A 15494-nucleotide genomic window follows, 5' to 3' on the forward strand; every position below is an offset into this window, starting at 1 on the left:
CACAGGGAAGGGAGGCTTCATGACGTTGACGGTCGGCAACGCGCAACAGCGACAGTGGGACGACGACAACGCCGCCTTGGCGAATCTGTGCCGCGACCTGCCGCCCCTCCGATTGCGGGCCCAGGCGGTACGCGCCCGCACCATGACGCTGACGGCGCTGCTGGCGGGATCGGCCGCGGCGGAATTGGCGCAGTTGCAGCTCGACGTAACGGCGCTGACTCAGATCGACACGCGCTGCCAAGTGAATCTCCAGACCGCCCAAGCCCGGCTGCAACATATCCGGGCCGCGCAGATTCGCCAGATCGAGGCGGTGACCCGCATCGCCCTCCAGGCCCTTCAACCGGTTATCGCGGCCTGTCAGGCCGATGGCCTGACGGTGACGGCGTGCGAGGCGCGCGCGACGGCGGCCGAAGCCACCTACCTGGCGGCCCGCACCCTGAAGGCCACCTATCCCAATCTGGGCCTGACGCTGACGCTGATCAACCATCCCAAGGGGCCAACCAACAAGCTCAGCGCCCTCGAACTTGCCAAGCTGAACACCAAGCTTCAGGGGCGTACCGTGACGGCCTGGGTGCTGGGTCGCCTGCCAGGAGCGGCAACGCGCGCCTATCGCGCGGGTGAACAGATGTACATCCCCCAGACCTTGTCGTACTTTCCCTATCAGCCCAGCTCCGAGATTTTCCATGATTGGGTGTGGGAGACCAAGGTCGGCCATGGCCAGACGGCGTCGGCCATGAATGAGATGCTGAGCAAGATCCAAGCCGGCGGCACGCTGCTCGACACTCCTTTCGTCACGACGGCGAGCGGTTCGAAATGGGTGGTCACTCATCCCAACGTGGTGCTGAACATCATCCTGGATGCCGCCAAGACGGTGCTGATCACCTTTTACAAGACGTGATTGTGGCGGCTGTCACACGGGATGGGGCATCTTCAGGATCGAGGTCACCTACCGTCAGAAATGATAGGCCCGATAGATGATATTGACCCGCCTACATAGCATGGACTGAAAATAGAGTCTCCCCATTATCCACCCTGATCGAAGATCGTCCGCAGGGCGCCTGCGAAGACTATTCCCTTTCACTTGACTGAAATTTCCTAGAAAATCCCAACCCGTTGCTTCTGCCCATTTCGATGACTAGTCTGCATCCTATCGCCGCAAATTCGGTGATACGGACGTGCAAGTCCGGGCTGGTTACTGGAGCAACGACACCTGACCAAAATCTCGGAGATCTAGTCTCCGAGATTCCGCGTTATGGTGGCTGTGCGTGGGAGATCTTCGGGATCTGCCGGGATTTTGCTCTGTAACCACCGGTCTTGCACACCTGCGTACAGCTGCCACCCTAAATTCGCGTGCAAGCGAACTGTGGTAGCTGGTTACGGAGTCTCACCATGTTCAAGATCACCCCCAATCCGCCTGTCGCGGAAGGCCTCGCCTCCCCTGCATTCAGGCTCGCCGCCGAGCGCGCCTTCGCTCACTACGAACTGCCAGCAACCCATGTCCGCCCCCGGAAACGGCAAGCGCGCAACACCGAAGAAACCCTGCTCCATATCTACGAAAGCCTCCAGAGTGCTTCGGCGACCGCCTATGAAGCGGCGGACAATCTCCAGGGCTCGCAGCGCAAACTCGCCTTGGGCGCCGTGCACCTGATAGATATGGCGCAACAGGAGATGGATGGACTGCTCGACGCGTAACAAGCAGCAGTTTCCAGATGGACTAACAGCGTTATTCGCTCCCACCAGACCCGGTGGGAGTGAACAGATCAAAACCACTACCCTTGGGCAGCGAAGGTGGCGTGACGCTGAAGCTTTCCTGTTGGCCCATCGCCGGGCTCCGAGCGGGTGTGCTGGGAGCTAATTTGGGCGCAACACGGGAGACCGATCTACTGTCAGAACTGACAGTTTTTTAGAGATTAATGGAATAAAAAAAGCCAAACGAGGCATATCCCAACCACTTCAAGACATTAGCAAGCATTAATTAGTAAATATTATCCTCCGACGATCAAGGCCAAGACGCTCATCTCATAGGGCGATTCCAGCCGATAATTCATTGAATTCATTTAAAAATATATTTAATACAATTATTTCACTGGATTCCATGGTGGAATGATGCCACTTTGCCACCCGTCATTTCTGACAGGTTACATTGGATCGCATTTGACGTTGAATACCCCCAACAGCGAAACAGGCGGCAGGGTATCGAGCATGAAAGAGACGACCACAGTCATCGAAATAAAGACTCGACAAGCGTTCAGGGCAGAGCTGGGCAGCCTGGAGGTGCCATTGATCCGCCCCCGACCGGCCATGGTGCTGGTCTACAGCCGCCACTGTCCGTCGTGCGAGCAGATCAAGCCGCTGCTCGAAACCCTGGCCGCGGGGCCTTACCGGGAACGGGTGGTGTTCTATCAGATCAGTTATCCGATCTTCAAACTGTTCCAGCCAGAGATCAAAGTCGAGTACGTCCCGGCGCTGTTTTTCCTCGATGCCCATGGCACCCAGAGCCATATGTACGGCACTAAAAAGGACGAGATAAAGACCGGCCTCGATTCGCTCTTTTTTGTCTCGAACGGGGTATTCTCGGAGATCTACGACTCTCTCCACTAAGGATGCGCCATGCCCGTTGCCCTGATCACCGGATGTTCCAGCGGCATCGGCCGCGCGTTGGCGGATGTGTTCAAACAAGCGGGCTACGAGGTCTGGACCTCGGCGCGCCGGGCCGAGGATGTGGCGGTGCTGGTCGCGGCCGGGTTCACCGCCGTGCAACTGGACGTCAATGATGGAGAAGCACTGCAGGCGTTGGGCGAACGCCTCAACACGCAATGCGGTGGCCTCGATGTGTTGATCAACAACGCCGGTTATGGCGCCATGGGGCCGGTGCTCGACGGCGGGGTCGAGGCCATGCGCCGGCAGTTCGAAACCAATGTGTTTTCCATCGTTGGGGTGACCCGGGCAATGCTGCCAGTGTTGCGCCGCAGCCGCGGCCTGGTGGTGAATATCGGCAGTGTTTCCGGGGTGTTGGTGACGCCGTTCGCCGGGGCTTATTGCGCCTCGAAAGCGGCGGTGCATGCCTTGAGCGACGCCATGCGCATGGAGTTGGCACCGTTCGGAATCCGGGTGCTGGAAGTACAACCCGGGGCCATCGATACCCGCTTTGCCAAAAACGCCGGGCATGAAGCCGAGCAATTGATTGGCGAACAATCGCCCTGGTGGCCGCTGCGCGAAGGCATTCGGGCGCGGGCCAATGCTTCGCAGAACAATCCGACCGCCGCCAGCCACTTTGCCGCCGACTTGCTCAAAGCCGTACAACAGGCCCGGCCGCCGCGCCTGTTGCGCCTGGGTAATGGCAGTTGGGCGTTGCCGTTGATGGCCTGGTTGCTGCCCAAGGGCTTGCTGGAAAAAGTGCTGATGAAACGGTTTGGCCTCAGTGCACGCCTGTAACCAGCGGCCAGCAAGCAATGCCGTTCACTTGAGCCTGAACACCTACCTCAATGTGGGAGCGGTGCTTGCCCGCGAAGAACGATGACGCGGTGTACCTGAAAAACCGCGGCGCTCCTTTCGCGGGCAAGCACCGCTCCCACAAATGATCTTGCGCTGTCCAGATTGAACATTTTCAAGGGAACAAGATTGCGCTCAGGCATGGTCCTTCATGAAGTCGATGAACACCCGGACTTTCAACGGCAGGTGCCGGGTGTCCGGGTACAGCGCGTAGATCCCCTGCTCGACAAAGCGGTAGTCGCTCAACAAGCGGCACAGGCGCCCGCTCTCCAGATCCTCACGTACCAGCCAATCCGGCAGAATCGCCACCCCCTGCCCCGCCAGGGCAAAGCCAAGCAGCACCGAGGAGTTGTCAGCGACGATGCGTGACTGCTCGACGCCGGGCCGAAAGAAAAACTGCTCGCCACTCGTCACATGGGTCAGGCCAAGATCCCCCAGCCGTCGATGCACCAGGCTCTGCACCTGTTGCAAGGCCTCGAAGGTGTGCAATTCGCCGCCAGGCAATCCGGCGACAAAACCCGGCGAGGCCACGGCAAAGATCTTGAAGGTGGCGAGTTGCGTGGCCCGATGATTGGAATCGGACACCTGACCCAACCGGAGCGCCACATCGAAACGCTCCGAGATCAGGTCGGCGTGGGTCGAGGAGGTCGACAGATGCACCTTCAACTCCGGGTGAATCTGCCGGAACAGCTCCAGCGCCGGCACCACTTTGGCCAAGGCATATTCCACCGTGGTGGTGATCCGTAGCGTGCCGCGCAGTTGCGTGTGCTCCGAACGCGCTTCGTCGATCGCCAGCCGGGCCTGTTCCAGCATGCTCAGGCAACGGCCATAAAAGCGCTCGCCGGCTTCGGTCAGGGCCAGGCGCCGGGTGTTGCGCGCCAACAGGGTCACACCCAGCTCAGCCTCCAGGCGCTTGAGGGTGAAGCTGACCACGGCGCGGGTTTGCCCCAGTCGTTCGGCGGCGGCGGTCAACGAACCGGCCTCGACCACGGTCTTGAAGGTTTCGAAACGATCTAGGCTGACCAAAGGTCCCCACCTCCATTGTCAAAATAATTTTGACAAACTAGCAGCCAAATCGCGGTTTCCCAAACAACGGTGGCGACCTAACCTGTCGCCACAAGGAGAATCCGCATGAACGATAAAGCGCTGTACCTCAATGAAGTGATCGAAACCCTTACAGCCATCGAACAGTGGTTTTCCGGAGCCATGGCGGACAACGCGCTGGAGTCGTTGCTGGCACGGTTCTCGGAGACCTTTTCCATGGTCACGCCCACTGGCAGACAACTGGACAAAGCGGGGTTGGGCGAATTGTTTAGCAGTGCGGGCGGACACCGACCGGGTTGTGTCATTACCCTCGGAGAGCTTGAAGTGATTGCATTGCATGAAGCCGGTGCCGTAGTTCGTTATCGCGAATGGCAGGCTGATGACACCGGTACGCCTACCGATCGGCTGGCCACGGCGGTGTTTGAAAAACAGCCGGGTGGACAGGTGCTATGGCGGCATTTGCACGAGACCTTCACTCAGGCATAAAAGACGAACCTTGCAAATATCGTCTCGACCGCTACCCCGCCACCGCGCCCAACGCGGTCACCTGCGGGCGCTGACTTGCCAGCGATGGGCCCTCGAGCCTTGCATCGGTCTTGCGGACGCCATCGCCGGCAAGCCGGCTCCCACGCAGGTTGGTGTTTCAGGCCTGACTGAGCATTGTCAGTTCGTGACGACGCCAGGTCGCTCATCCAACACCGAATCCACCCAGCGCTGAGCCAACTCGATCAGGTGCACAACCCCCATCGCCACCTGGCGGTTGGAACCGGTCTGGTTGTCGGCGTGTTCATAGGCCGTGGCCGCTGCCGATTGCAGGACGGAGTAGGCGTTGACGAGGGCGTCTTCGCGGCTTCTGGTCTCGGGCAGACAGTAAAGCGTCGAGGTGACGGCAGAAGATTTAGGGCGGTGGTGCGGCCCCAGGTCGTAGTGCGCGAAAGCACGGTCGGCGGCTTGGGGGTCGATGATTTCGGCGCTGGTTGAAACTGGCGGGTTGGGTGTGATCTTGAACATAGTGAAAAGCTCCAAGTGCAAGTTTGGAAGCCGTCACCATCGCTGCTAAACGAGGGTGGCAGCCGTACGCAGGTTAGCAGACCGGTGCACTAGGAACCCGGCGCGCCGCGAGGCGCCCTGCGCACGACCACCATAAAAGCAGGGCCGAAAAAAAACGCCTTGCTGAAGGTGGCGCTGTGCGCCTAGTTACACGACGAGCTGCTAAACCCGGTCACTGAATTGGCAGTGACGAAATCAAGCCTAGTCGCGCAATCAGGCACAAACAAGCGCCCGGGATTTTCTAGGAAATTTCACTCAAGGGAAAGCGAGTTGTCTTGCTGGCCGAGTTTGACCCAAAGCTTTTTGGCGCTCTTGAGGGCCCCTTCGCGGCGGTGCGGCGATCCGACAAGCTCCGCTCCCACAGTCTTGAGTCGTACCTGAATGTTGCGTACGGCCGAGAACCTGTGGGAGCGGAGCTTGCCCGCGAAGCTTTTGGCGCCCGCAAGGCCCCGCCGTTTGTCGGAACTGTCATTTCTGACAGTAGCGACGAGGCTTGGCTTGGGATCAGGCTTGAAGCGCCTGGAAAGGGAATTTCGTGGTTTTTCAGGTCAACCCTGGGCGAACAGCTCAATATGACCTCGAAGGGAGGAGCTGAAATGAGCAACCTTAATGACCCCGTTAGATTTTACGACGAAAGAACAGAGATTCTCGTACCTGACCAGCTTAAAGCACAATATCAAATTGCAGGTATCGTGGCTGTACACGGCACCCTAATCGAAATCAATGGAAACACGTATGTAGTGCAATTTAAAATCTATCATCATACAGATAGAGAATATGGTGTATTCGTAACGAATCTACACGGCAAAAATAACGAATACGCGCAGCAACTCAAAAAAATTAAAAATACGCTACAAAACTCCCACGCACTCCCCCTTATCCCTGAGAACGCCCCCAACACAGAAATGCCTGGAATTGGAGACGCAACAGCCCACGTAACATTCCAATTCCGCTGGTCAACCTGCCCTCGCTTTTTAAATATTGGCGATCATGCCGTCTTCATCGTACACCACCCTCTTAGAGAGCTTGAAATACTCGAACTAGAATACCTCGACTTCAAAGAAAACGACTTCAATTTAAGATTTTATGTCAAAGAGCTCACCAAATAAAACTAACAACTCGAGCAATGCCGTCCCTCGATTTAAAAACGAGATGAGGGTCTCGTATTTTTCAGCCCCACTGAGTTAACGCTCGATACGCCCCCCGAAGGAAGGAACTGAAATGAGTACTTCTAGAGCAAACACCACAGGCGATTATTTTTTTTACAGCACCGTTGGCTTTTATGAAAATGGTGTAAAACTAAATACACCTACCGACCAGGAAGAACAATATCGAATTGCTGGCAGCATTGCCAAATCTGGTGAGTACATCATGATTGGCAACACCCGATATCGTGTACTAAATAAAGATTACCATTACCTTACAGACCCACGATACAGGGTGCACGTAACAAGATCAGCACGCAGTGAAAAAAAGATATCTGCAGAGCAGCTGAAAAAATTCGAGCAGCTATCACACATACATTACCGTGTAACCCTCCCTCCTGCAGCGCCCTTTAGAGCAGACGCACCAAAACATAACATTCCCAACTCTGATGTTACATTCCACTCCGGCTACGAGGATTGCCCAACCTATGTACAAGCAGACGACCTCGCCTTTTTTTACCAACCTCCAGGCAAACTCTTAATACTAGAAAAAGAATACTCTTATTTCATGGCAGACCACTTCGAAATCACATTCAACGTCTGGTCAACACTATTCTCAAAGAAGCAACCTGAGTAATATCAGCCTGTCGAGCGAGCTAAAAAACAGTTTCAGGCATTGAGCTTTATAGTGCGCTCAAGGCACAGCATTAAGCTTCCGACTCTACAATCGATAAACTCCCGCCCCTCCAAAAGGAGGGGCGGGGTGTCACACATGGCCAAAATTCACCTCCAGAACAATTACTCCCCCACCGCCTTAACAATCACCGTACAAGTAATCCCCGCCGCCAGCAGCACCCCGTCCGGCACCTCGTCAATATGAATCCGCACCGGCACCCGCTGCGCCAGGCGCACCCAGTTGAAGGTCGGGTTCACATCCGCAATCAGCTCACGACTCTCAGGGTTATCGCGGTCGTAAATACCCCGCGAGATACTCTCCACATGCCCCTTGAGCACTTCCCCACTCATCAGTTGCATATCCGCCGGATCACCCACCTTCAAATGCGGCAGTTTGGTCTCTTCAAAGAAGCCATAAACCCAGAACGAGTTCATATCCACCACCGCCATCTTCGCCTCGCCGATCCGCGCATAGTCACCGCGGTGCACGTTGAGGTTGGTGACATAACCGTCCACCGCCGCCCGCACTTCGGTGCGCGCCAGGTTCAACTGCGCCGCCTCCAACTGCGCCTGGGCCTGCTGGTAATCAGCCAGGGCCGCATCGGCGGTGTTGCTCGCGTCATCGCGGCTTTCCTTGGAGATCACCAGGTTATCCAGGTCCGCGCGGCGGTGGGCGTTGAGCTTGCGCATCTCCCAGGTGGCCTTGCGCGAGTCCACCAGCGACTGCGCCTGCTTGACCGCGATGCGGTAGTGCTCGGGATCGATACGCATCAGCAGGTCGCCCCGCTTCACCACCTGGTTGTCACGCACCGGCACGTCCACCACTTCACCGGTGACGTCCGCCGCGACGTTGATGATGTCAGCGCGCACCCGGCCGTCGCGGGTCCAGGGGGTTTGCATGTACTGCACCCAGAGGAAGCGGCCGATGCCGATCGCAAGGGCCAGGACCAACAAGGTGGCGATCAGGCTGAAAAGCTTTTTCATCAGGTCGTTCTCAACGGTAGACAGTGAGCGCCAAGGCGCCGAACAAGCAGCAGAACAGGCTCAGACGCAACAGCGCCGGGTGCCAGAAGAAGCGGTACAGGTCATGGCTGGCGATAAACCGGTCCAGCGCCCAGCCCAGTCCCGCCGCGATCAGGAACATCAGGGTCATGGTCGGCATGTACACGCCATGGAAGGCCACTTCACGGGGCATGGGGATTTCCTTGTGGACGGCCCAGGTCGGCCAGCGGTGATTGCGGGTCCAGCAACGAGGTGCGGATAAAGTGCAGGTAGCTCTGCACCCGGCGCAGCGCCGAGGTGTCGAAGTGCCGGGCAAAGGGTTCGTCGGTAGCCTGGACCCGGCTGATGGCATGGTCCACCGCCACCAGGCCACGCTCCAGGTTGCTCGCGTTGGGCTGGATGAACAGGCGCACCAGCGCCCGGCCCATGACCCGGATCGACTGGCGCCACGGCTGCGATTCGGCATACGCCGGGTGCACCGGCAAGATCGCCTGCTCCTTGCGCAGTTCGATAATCGCGTGGCCGACTTCCAGCACCACGAACATCCAGCGCAACAGCTGGCTCTGCACTTTCGGCTGCCCGGCGGCCAGGCCGTAGGCCTGGTGCAACAGGTCGCGGGTGCCGCTTTCGAAGGTCGAACCAAGGCCCTTGAGCTTGCCGCTGATGGCGAACACCACCTGTTCGCGCAGGTCCTGCTCCAAGCGCCGCCACAGCCAGCGGCTGTTGGGTGGCAGGATGATCGCCCCCGCCGCCGCACACACCAGCATGCCGAGGACCATGCCGATGTAGTCGTTGATAAAGCTGTAGGGGTTGTAGACGGTCAGGTTGTCCGGCACCGAACCGATGCTGAAGAAGATCAGCAGCCCCAGGCCAATACCGGCATAGCGTGGACGCGAAGCGAGAAAGGCGCCGAGCACGATCACCGGCGCAAGCATCAGGCACAGCAGCGGGAAACCATCGATCCAGGGAAACACGAAGAACATTTCGACAAAGCCGATCACCGCGCCGAGCAGGGTGCCGCAGGCCATCTGGAAGGCCATGCGCTTGGGGTTCGGCGTGGCTGCGGAAAGCCCCACGGTAGCGGCGGAGACCAGGGTCATGGTCACCCCGCTCGGCCAGGCGGTCGCCACCCAATAGCTGCCAAGCACGATCAGAATGAACGCGGCGCGAATCCCCGAGGCCGAGGCGGCGAGCCAGTTGGTTTTCGGTACATAGGGCTCGTCCCACTGTTCGCGTTCGTGGTGGTGATCGGCCAGGGACGCGTGGGTCAAGGCGTAGCTGTGCAGTTCCTCGACGAAGCGATAGAGCAGCTCGTAGGCGGTGTGAAAATCCAGCAGGTCGGCCTCGCTCGGCGCGGTTTGCTGGAAGCTCGCCCGCAGGCTGCGTACCCGCTCCGGCAAGCCCTGCTTGTAGTCCGCCAGGCGGCTCGCCAGGCGCTGCGCGTCGGCGTCGGTCAGCGCTCGTCCGGCAAAGTCGTCGAGCAGTTCACCGAGGCTCGGAAAGCCCGGTTCGATGGCCGCCAGCACCTCGCCCCGGCCCCGCCCGCGCAAGCGCTCAAGCAACTGGTGCAAGGCGTTGAAGCGGGTGGTGAGGGTCATGAATTCGCTGTTCAGGCGGTTCAGCCGGCCGTTGCGCCGGCGCATGTGCGGGTCTTCGAATACGGTGACACTGCGCAGCCCTTCCAGGCCCACCGCCTGGGCGATAAAGCCAACGTTGGCGGTCTCGAAGGCGGACTGTGGATGGCTGCCGCGCAAGCCGGCGCTGACAAACCCGGCGAACACCCCGAAACGCTGGTAGAGGGCGTTGCGCATGGCGGCACTGGAGGTCTGCGGCAGGATCGCGGCGCTGACCAGGGTCGAGCAGAGGATTCCCAGGGAGATTTCCAGCACTCGCCAGACCGCCGCCATGAACGCCCCTTCCGGATGGGCCAGGGCCGGTAGGCCGACCATCGCGGCGGTGTAACCGGCGAGCACGAAGCCGTAGGCGCGAAAGTTGCGGTTGCGCTGCGCGCCGGCCGAGCAGAGGCCGACCCAGATCGCCAGCGCGCCAAGGAACAGTTCGGTGTACTGGGCGAACAGGGCGATCAGCGCGACCATCACCGCGGAGCCGGCCAGGGTGCCAAGGAAGCGGTAGAAGCTCTTGGCGAACACGTGGCCGCTCTGCGGCTGCATCACGATGAACACCGTGATCATCGCGGTCCGTGGCTGCGGCAACTCCAGGCGCATGGCCAGCCAGAGGGTGAGGAAGGCGGCGGCCAGGACCTTGAAGATATAGATCCAGGTCACACCGTCGCTACGGGCCCAGTCGAAGAAACCGCGACGCCATTCCAGGGAGTACAGCCAGCGCACCGGGGCGGGCAAGGGAGTCATGACGCGGTTCTCAATGATCGAAGGCGGCCAGTACGGCCGGAGGTTTGTTCGCGACGGTGCGGTTGTCGGCCGGTACGTCGTTGCCCGCGCCCAGTCCGCCCCCCAGTTCGGTGACCAGTTCGGCATGGGCACTCAGGCGCGCGGCCTGGACCTGCTGCTCGACCTGCTGCTGGTGAAACAACAGGGTCTGGGCATTGAGCACATTGAGGTAGTCGGTCAGGCCACGCTGGTAGGCGATCATCGCGATGTCATAGGTTTTGCGCGCCGAGGCCACGGACTCGGCGGCGAACACCTGCTGCTTGTCCAGGGACTCGCGGCGGATCAACTGGTCGGAAATGCCCTTGAGGGCGTTGACCAGGGTCTGGTTGTATTTCGCCACGGCCATGTCATAGCCCGCCGCCGCTTCGCCCAACTCGGCGCGCAGGCGACCGCCATCGAAGATCGGCAGGGACACCGCCGGGCCGACGCCGTAGTTGAATTTCTTGCCGGTGAGGAACTCCAGCAGGCCGCCACCGGTGGCCATGTAGCCGAGGTTGCCGACCAGGTCGACGTTGGGATAGAAACCGGCGTGGGCGACATCGATGCCACGGGCCTGGGCCGCCACTTGCCAGCGGCTGGCGACCACGTCCGGGCGCTGACCGAGCAGTTGCGCGGGCAGCGCCGAGGGCAACTTCAAGGGGGTGTGCAGCGACAGCGACGGACGTTGCAGGCGCGCGCCCTCGCCCGGGCCGACACCGGCCAGGGCCGCCAGTTGGTTGCGGCTCAGGGCAATTTCTTCGTCCAGGGCATCGAGCTGGCGATGGGTTTCCGGCAGCGGCGTCTCGGCCTGGCTGACTTCCAAATGGGTGCCGAGGCCACCGTCCAGGCGTTTTTGCGCCAGGTCGAGAATCTGCATCTGCTGTTTGAGAGTGGCTTCGACGATATCGCGCTCGGCATAGTGCAAGGACAGCTGGATATAGGCGCGCACGATGCTGTTCTGCAATTCGAGCCGGGCCTGGCGCGCTTCGGCGACGCTCACGTGGGCCAGGTCGACGGCCCGCTCGCTGGCGTTGCTTTCGCGACCCCAGAGGTCGAGGGAATAGCTCAGGCCCAGCGCGGCGTTGTTGTCCCAGGTGGTGGTGCCCGCCAGTTCGCCGGGTCCGTAAAACTGGTCGTTGGCCCAGTTGTGCCGTTTGAGGGCGGCGTCGCCCTTGATCTGCACGGACTCGGCCGACTCCGCCAGCCCCGCCAGGGCTCGGGCCTGGCGCACCCGGGCGGCGGCCATGGCCAGGCTCGGGCTGCCTTGCACGGCGCGCTCGATCCACTGGTCGAGCTGGCGGTCGCCATAGGCCCGCCACCATTGCGCGACCGGCCAGTGCGCGTCGCGCTCGGCGCTCTGGATCGCCTGGTCGGTGAGCAGGGTGTTGGCCGCGAGGGTCTGGCCCTGCGGGGCAATACCTCCGGTTCCGATGCAGCCGCTGATGGTCAAGGATAAGGCCCAAACACTGAGAGTCTTCAGCTCTCTGCTGATGCGACGCGGCACTGCTGCGAATTCCTGAGATGAAGAGGCGGTTTCCCGTGGGCACGCCATTGGACACAACACACGCCTGTAGGAGCAGGGCTTGTCGGATCGCCGTACCGCGGCGAAGGCGTCCATGAGAACGCTGAAAGCTTCGCGGCGGTGCGACATCCCGACAAGCCCTGCTCCTACAGTTATGAGGTGTTATTGGGAGCAGAGGTGCACACAGGTCGGAGCAATTCTAGAGGGCGGCCTCTCAGACGATAAGACGGCCTTTCTGTGAAGCTTTGTTACCGTTAACGCGATAATCCCTTGGTCGTATGCCCAACACCCCGTTACTTCGTGTCACAATTTACCGTCACCCCAGAGAGCACTCCATGGACACCTTGCAAAATATGCGCGCCTTCAGTTGCGTGGCCGAAGCCGGTAGTTTTACCGCCGCCGCCATCCAACTGGATACTACGACGGCCAACGTCTCGCGCGCGGTCTCGGCTCTTGAGGCCCACCTGCAAACCCGTCTGCTCAACCGCACCACCCGGCGTATTGCACTGACCGAAGCGGGCAAGCGCTACCTGCTGCGCTGCGGGCAGATCCTGGCCTATGTCGAGGAAGCCGAAGCCGAGGCCAGCGATGCCCATGCGCGTCCGGCCGGGCAGTTGAAAGTGCACTCGATGACCGGGGTCGGCCAGCATTTCGTGATCGATGCCATCGCCCGTTATCGCAAGACCCACCCCGACGTGACCTTCGACCTGACCCTGGCCAACCGCGTGCCGGACCTGCTCGACGAGGGGTATGACGTGTCCATCGTGCTGGCCAGCGAGTTGCCGGACTCGGGCTTTGTCTCGCAGCGCCTGGGAATCACCTACAGCATCGTGTGTGCCTCGCCGGCCTACGTCAAAGCCAGCGGCGGCGCGCAGAAGCCCAGCGACCTGCTCAACCACGCCTGCCTGCGCCTGGTGAGCCCGGTCATCGCGCTGGACCGCTGGGCCTTCGACGGCCCGGACGGCCAGGAAGTGGTGAACATTGCCACCTCGCCGTTCCTGGTCAACTCGGCCGATGCGATGAAGGCGGCAATCATCAGTGGCATGGGCGTCGGCGTGTTGCCGGTATATGCGGCCATCGAGGGACTGCGTAACGGCAGTCTGGTGCGGATGATGCCCAGCTACCGCTCGCAGGAGCTGAATGTGTATGCGATCTATCCATCACGCCAGTACCTGGATGCGAAGATCAAGACCTGGGTCGAGCACCTGCGCGGTACCTTGCCGGAAATCCTCGCCGGCCATCAGGCCGAGTTGGCGGCGTATGAGCTGGGGCATTTGCGGCTCGCGACCTGAACCGGATGGGATTTAGCGCACATCTCCGGCGGAAAATGATAGCGTGCTTGGTATTCCCGCCGTTCGATGAGCCCCGCGATGAAAAAAACCGTACTTGCCTTCAGCCGCATTACCCCCGCCATGGTCGAGCAACTGCGCCAGGATTTCGAAGTAATCGTCCCCGATCCCAAGCTCGGTGATCTCAACGCCCAATTCGACGCGGCCCTGCCCCACGCCCACGGGCTGATCGGCGTCGGCCGCAAGCTCGGCCGCGCCCAGTTGGAAAACGCCTCCCGGCTCGAAGTGGTCTCCAGCGTCTCGGTCGGCTACGACAACTATGACCTGGCCTACTTCAACGAACGCGGGATCATGCTCACCAATACCCCCGACGTGCTTACCGAAAGCACCGCCGACCTGGCCTTCGCCCTGCTCATGAGCAGCGCCCGCCGGGTCGCCGAGCTCGACGCCTGGACCAAGGCCGGGGAGTGGAAGGCCAGTGTCGGCCCGGCCCTGTTCGGCGGCAATGTGCACGGCAAGACCCTGGGCATCGTCGGCATGGGCAATATCGGCGCGGCGGTGGCCCGTCGTGGCCATCTCGGCTTCAACATGCCGATTCTCTACAGCGGCAACAGCCGCAAGCCGGAACTCGAACAGCAACTCGGCGCGCAGTTCCGCAGCCTTGACACCTTGCTCGCCGAGGCCGATTTCGTGGTCCTGGTGGTGCCCCTGAGCGACCAGACCCGCCACCTGATCGGCCAGCGCGAGCTGGGCCTGATGAAGTCGGACGCGATCCTGGTGAACATCTCCCGTGGCCCGGTGGTGGACGAACCGGCGCTGATCCAGGCCCTGCGCAACGGCACCATTCGTGGCGCCGGGCTGGATGTCTACGAAAAGGAACCGCTGGCCGAGTCGCCGCTGTTCCAACTGAAGAACGCCGTGACCCTGCCGCATATCGGTTCGGCCACCCACGAAACCCGCGAAGCCATGGCCAACCGGGCACTGGTCAATTTGCGCAGCGCCTTGCTCGGCGAGCGGCCGCGTGATCTGGTCAATCCCCAGGTGTGGAAGGGCTAAGCGACCACCGCCCGTGCAGGAACCCACCTGCTGGCGATGAGGCCGCTGTGCATCGCCTGATCGGGGACTGTCGCCAGCTTGCTGGCTCCTGCACGGGCGGGGTTGAGCGCGGGGCCAGGCTAATCCTGCCCGGCCCCGCTGTTTGCCCGGGCAACACCTTGCGCGTGAGCGTTCGCAACCATTCGTCACGCTGTTTCAGGTAGTCCTTTTGCAGCGCCTCGCCACCGGTCTTGTAGTCCTGCGTGGTTTCGCCTTCCAACGGCGAATAGTCGAAGAATTCAGTAAATAGCTGGTCATGCTCGCTGAGATGGCGGTGCTTCATGAACGCCTGCCAATGGCTGTTGCTCATCAATATATTCTCCAGCCCTTACGCCGCTTCGGCGCGCAGAATGAACTGGCGCATGGGCTCCACCGCCCCCCGGCTCAAGTACCGCCGCCGCGATGTCGTCAAGAAACAGCGGCGGCAACTCAAGATCGCCAAGACGGAAAGCGTACGCGCGAAAACGTCCTTCCGGGTCCTGGGCGTTCTGAGTGAGCACCTCGTCGGCCAAGGTGAAAAAGCGGAATTTCCCCCGTGCCAGGTTAAAGAGCGCCTGCTCCGCCCGACGTACATCGGTCTTGCGGCGGGCGAATGCGTAAAACGCCTCCAGTTCCAGTTGCCGGAAGACCTCGAAGGCCGGCGAGTCCTGCAACCGACCGTAGTGGACGATATCGAACTGCCGAATCCTGTGCCGTGGAAGAGAGGACAAATTCCAGATGCGCGATCAGGTTCTCGCGAAGACAGGGCCAAAGGGCTTGCCAGGGACTCTCGAGCGCCAGGAGCCGAGGCTCC

The 15494-nt window shown here is 60.6% G+C and carries 17 protein-coding genes; 9 read left to right on the forward strand and 8 right to left on the reverse strand.

All coding sequences use genetic code 11. The features are described from left to right. The first annotated feature begins 19 nt into the window (after positions 1-19). From PFEN_RS03300 to PFEN_RS03315, 4 genes are all read left to right on the forward strand, one after another. Positions 20-898, forward strand: coding sequence for a hypothetical protein (locus PFEN_RS03300; RefSeq protein ID WP_191485600.1), 879 nt, complete (start codon positions 20-22; stop codon positions 896-898). Between the two features lie 491 nt (positions 899-1389). Continuing rightward, positions 1390-1692, forward strand: a complete 303-nt coding sequence (locus tag PFEN_RS03305) for a DUF6124 family protein (protein WP_191485601.1) — start codon at positions 1390-1392, stop codon at positions 1690-1692. 510 nt (positions 1693-2202) lie between these two features. Continuing rightward, positions 2203-2601, forward strand: a complete 399-nt coding sequence (locus tag PFEN_RS03310) for a thioredoxin domain-containing protein (RefSeq protein ID WP_191485602.1) — start codon at positions 2203-2205, stop codon at positions 2599-2601. 9 nt (positions 2602-2610) lie between these two features. Continuing rightward, positions 2611-3435, forward strand: a complete 825-nt coding sequence (locus PFEN_RS03315) for an SDR family oxidoreductase (protein WP_191485603.1) — start codon at positions 2611-2613, stop codon at positions 3433-3435. A gap of 192 nt (positions 3436-3627) precedes the next feature. Here the strand turns inward: PFEN_RS03315 and PFEN_RS03320 are convergent, their stop codons facing one another. Continuing rightward, the gene (locus PFEN_RS03320; RefSeq protein ID WP_191485604.1) at positions 3628-4518 is read right to left on the reverse strand and encodes a LysR family transcriptional regulator; all 891 of its coding nucleotides are present in this window, start codon (positions 4516-4518) and stop codon (positions 3628-3630) included. Between the two features lie 105 nt (positions 4519-4623). Here PFEN_RS03320 and PFEN_RS03325 point away from each other — a divergent pair, with 105 nt between their 5' ends. Next, complete coding sequence (locus tag PFEN_RS03325; protein ID WP_191485605.1) at positions 4624-5022, forward strand: DUF4440 domain-containing protein; 399 nt, start codon at positions 4624-4626, stop codon at positions 5020-5022. 177 nt (positions 5023-5199) lie between these two features. On the opposite strand, the gene PFEN_RS03330 is transcribed toward PFEN_RS03325, so the two are convergent. Further along, positions 5200-5547: a DUF6124 family protein gene (locus tag PFEN_RS03330; protein WP_191485606.1), complete on the reverse strand. Its 348-nt coding sequence runs from the start codon at positions 5545-5547 to the stop codon at positions 5200-5202. Between the two features lie 314 nt (positions 5548-5861). Here PFEN_RS03330 and PFEN_RS03335 point away from each other — a divergent pair, with 314 nt between their 5' ends. Both PFEN_RS03335 and PFEN_RS03340 read left to right on the forward strand, forming a co-directional pair. Continuing rightward, positions 5862-6695, forward strand: coding sequence for a hypothetical protein (locus PFEN_RS03335; protein WP_191485607.1), 834 nt, complete (start codon positions 5862-5864; stop codon positions 6693-6695). A 112-nt stretch (positions 6696-6807) separates the two neighbouring features. Beyond that, positions 6808-7368, forward strand: a complete 561-nt coding sequence (locus PFEN_RS03340) for a hypothetical protein (protein WP_191485608.1) — start codon at positions 6808-6810, stop codon at positions 7366-7368. Positions 7369-7529: 161 nt separating this feature from the next. Here the strand turns inward: PFEN_RS03340 and PFEN_RS03345 are convergent, their stop codons facing one another. The 4 genes from PFEN_RS03345 to PFEN_RS03360 are packed head-to-tail and all read right to left on the reverse strand — an operon-like array spanning position 7530 to position 12299. After that, a complete protein-coding gene (locus PFEN_RS03345) occupies positions 7530-8390 on the reverse strand; it encodes an HlyD family secretion protein (RefSeq protein WP_191485609.1) in 861 nt (286 codons plus the stop codon). A 10-nt stretch (positions 8391-8400) separates the two neighbouring features. Next, entirely contained in the window at positions 8401-8601 is a 201-nt protein-coding gene (locus PFEN_RS03350) for a DUF1656 domain-containing protein (protein WP_191485610.1), read from the reverse strand. Continuing rightward, positions 8591-10777 (reverse strand): FUSC family protein, encoded by a 2187-nt coding sequence (locus tag PFEN_RS03355; RefSeq protein WP_191485611.1) that lies wholly within the window; start codon positions 10775-10777, stop codon positions 8591-8593. Before PFEN_RS03355 ends, PFEN_RS03350 begins: the two co-directional genes overlap by 11 nt. Positions 10778-10787: 10 nt before the next feature. Continuing rightward, positions 10788-12299 carry an efflux transporter outer membrane subunit gene (locus tag PFEN_RS03360; protein WP_191485612.1) on the reverse strand — a complete coding sequence of 504 codons (1512 nt, stop codon included), beginning with the start codon at positions 12297-12299 and terminating at the stop codon, positions 10788-10790. A gap of 353 nt (positions 12300-12652) precedes the next feature. On the opposite strand from PFEN_RS03360, the gene PFEN_RS03365 reads away from it, so the two are divergent. Together PFEN_RS03365 and PFEN_RS03370 are read left to right on the forward strand one after the other, a co-directional pair. Continuing rightward, complete coding sequence (locus PFEN_RS03365; protein ID WP_191485613.1) at positions 12653-13609, forward strand: LysR family transcriptional regulator; 957 nt, start codon at positions 12653-12655, stop codon at positions 13607-13609. A gap of 78 nt (positions 13610-13687) precedes the next feature. Then, positions 13688-14662: a 2-hydroxyacid dehydrogenase gene (locus tag PFEN_RS03370; RefSeq protein WP_191485614.1), complete on the forward strand. Its 975-nt coding sequence runs from the start codon at positions 13688-13690 to the stop codon at positions 14660-14662. Here the strand turns inward: PFEN_RS03370 and PFEN_RS03375 are convergent. Next, positions 14637-15011, reverse strand: a complete 375-nt coding sequence (locus PFEN_RS03375; protein ID WP_191485615.1) for a hypothetical protein — start codon at positions 15009-15011, stop codon at positions 14637-14639. The two genes, PFEN_RS03370 and PFEN_RS03375, sit on opposite strands and share 26 nt — an antisense overlap. Beyond that, a complete protein-coding gene (locus PFEN_RS03380; protein WP_191485616.1) occupies positions 14956-15411 on the reverse strand; it encodes a hypothetical protein in 456 nt (151 codons plus the stop codon). Before PFEN_RS03380 ends, PFEN_RS03375 begins: the two co-directional genes overlap by 56 nt. Between the last annotated feature and the right edge of the window lie 83 nt (positions 15412-15494).

It is taken from the genome of Pseudomonas sp. FEN, assembly GCF_904067045.1.
Classification (GTDB): domain Bacteria; phylum Pseudomonadota; class Gammaproteobacteria; order Pseudomonadales; family Pseudomonadaceae; genus Aquipseudomonas.

Bases quoted from the DNA above. Each gene is read 5' to 3' on its own strand.
- PFEN_RS03300 (WP_191485600.1), top strand. From the start codon at position 20: ATGACGTTGACGGTCGGCAACGCGCAACAGCGACAGTGGGACGACGAC.
- PFEN_RS03305 (WP_191485601.1), top strand. From the start codon at position 1,390: ATGTTCAAGATCACCCCCAATCCGCCTGTCGCGGAAGGCCTCGCCTCC.
- PFEN_RS03310 (WP_191485602.1), top strand. From the start codon at position 2,203: ATGAAAGAGACGACCACAGTCATCGAAATAAAGACTCGACAAGCGTTC.
- PFEN_RS03315 (WP_191485603.1), top strand. From the start codon at position 2,611: ATGCCCGTTGCCCTGATCACCGGATGTTCCAGCGGCATCGGCCGCGCG.
- PFEN_RS03325 (WP_191485605.1), top strand. From the start codon at position 4,624: ATGAACGATAAAGCGCTGTACCTCAATGAAGTGATCGAAACCCTTACA.
- PFEN_RS03330 (WP_191485606.1), bottom strand. From the start codon at position 5,547: ATGTTCAAGATCACACCCAACCCGCCAGTTTCAACCAGCGCCGAAATC.
- PFEN_RS03340 (WP_191485608.1), top strand. From the start codon at position 6,808: ATGAGTACTTCTAGAGCAAACACCACAGGCGATTATTTTTTTTACAGC.
- PFEN_RS03345 (WP_191485609.1), bottom strand. From the start codon at position 8,390: ATGAAAAAGCTTTTCAGCCTGATCGCCACCTTGTTGGTCCTGGCCCTT.
- PFEN_RS03350 (WP_191485610.1), bottom strand. From the start codon at position 8,601: ATGCCCCGTGAAGTGGCCTTCCATGGCGTGTACATGCCGACCATGACC.
- PFEN_RS03355 (WP_191485611.1), bottom strand. From the start codon at position 10,777: ATGACTCCCTTGCCCGCCCCGGTGCGCTGGCTGTACTCCCTGGAATGG.
- PFEN_RS03365 (WP_191485613.1), top strand. From the start codon at position 12,653: ATGGACACCTTGCAAAATATGCGCGCCTTCAGTTGCGTGGCCGAAGCC.
- PFEN_RS03370 (WP_191485614.1), top strand. From the start codon at position 13,688: ATGAAAAAAACCGTACTTGCCTTCAGCCGCATTACCCCCGCCATGGTC.
- PFEN_RS03375 (WP_191485615.1), bottom strand. From the start codon at position 15,011: ATGAGCAACAGCCATTGGCAGGCGTTCATGAAGCACCGCCATCTCAGC.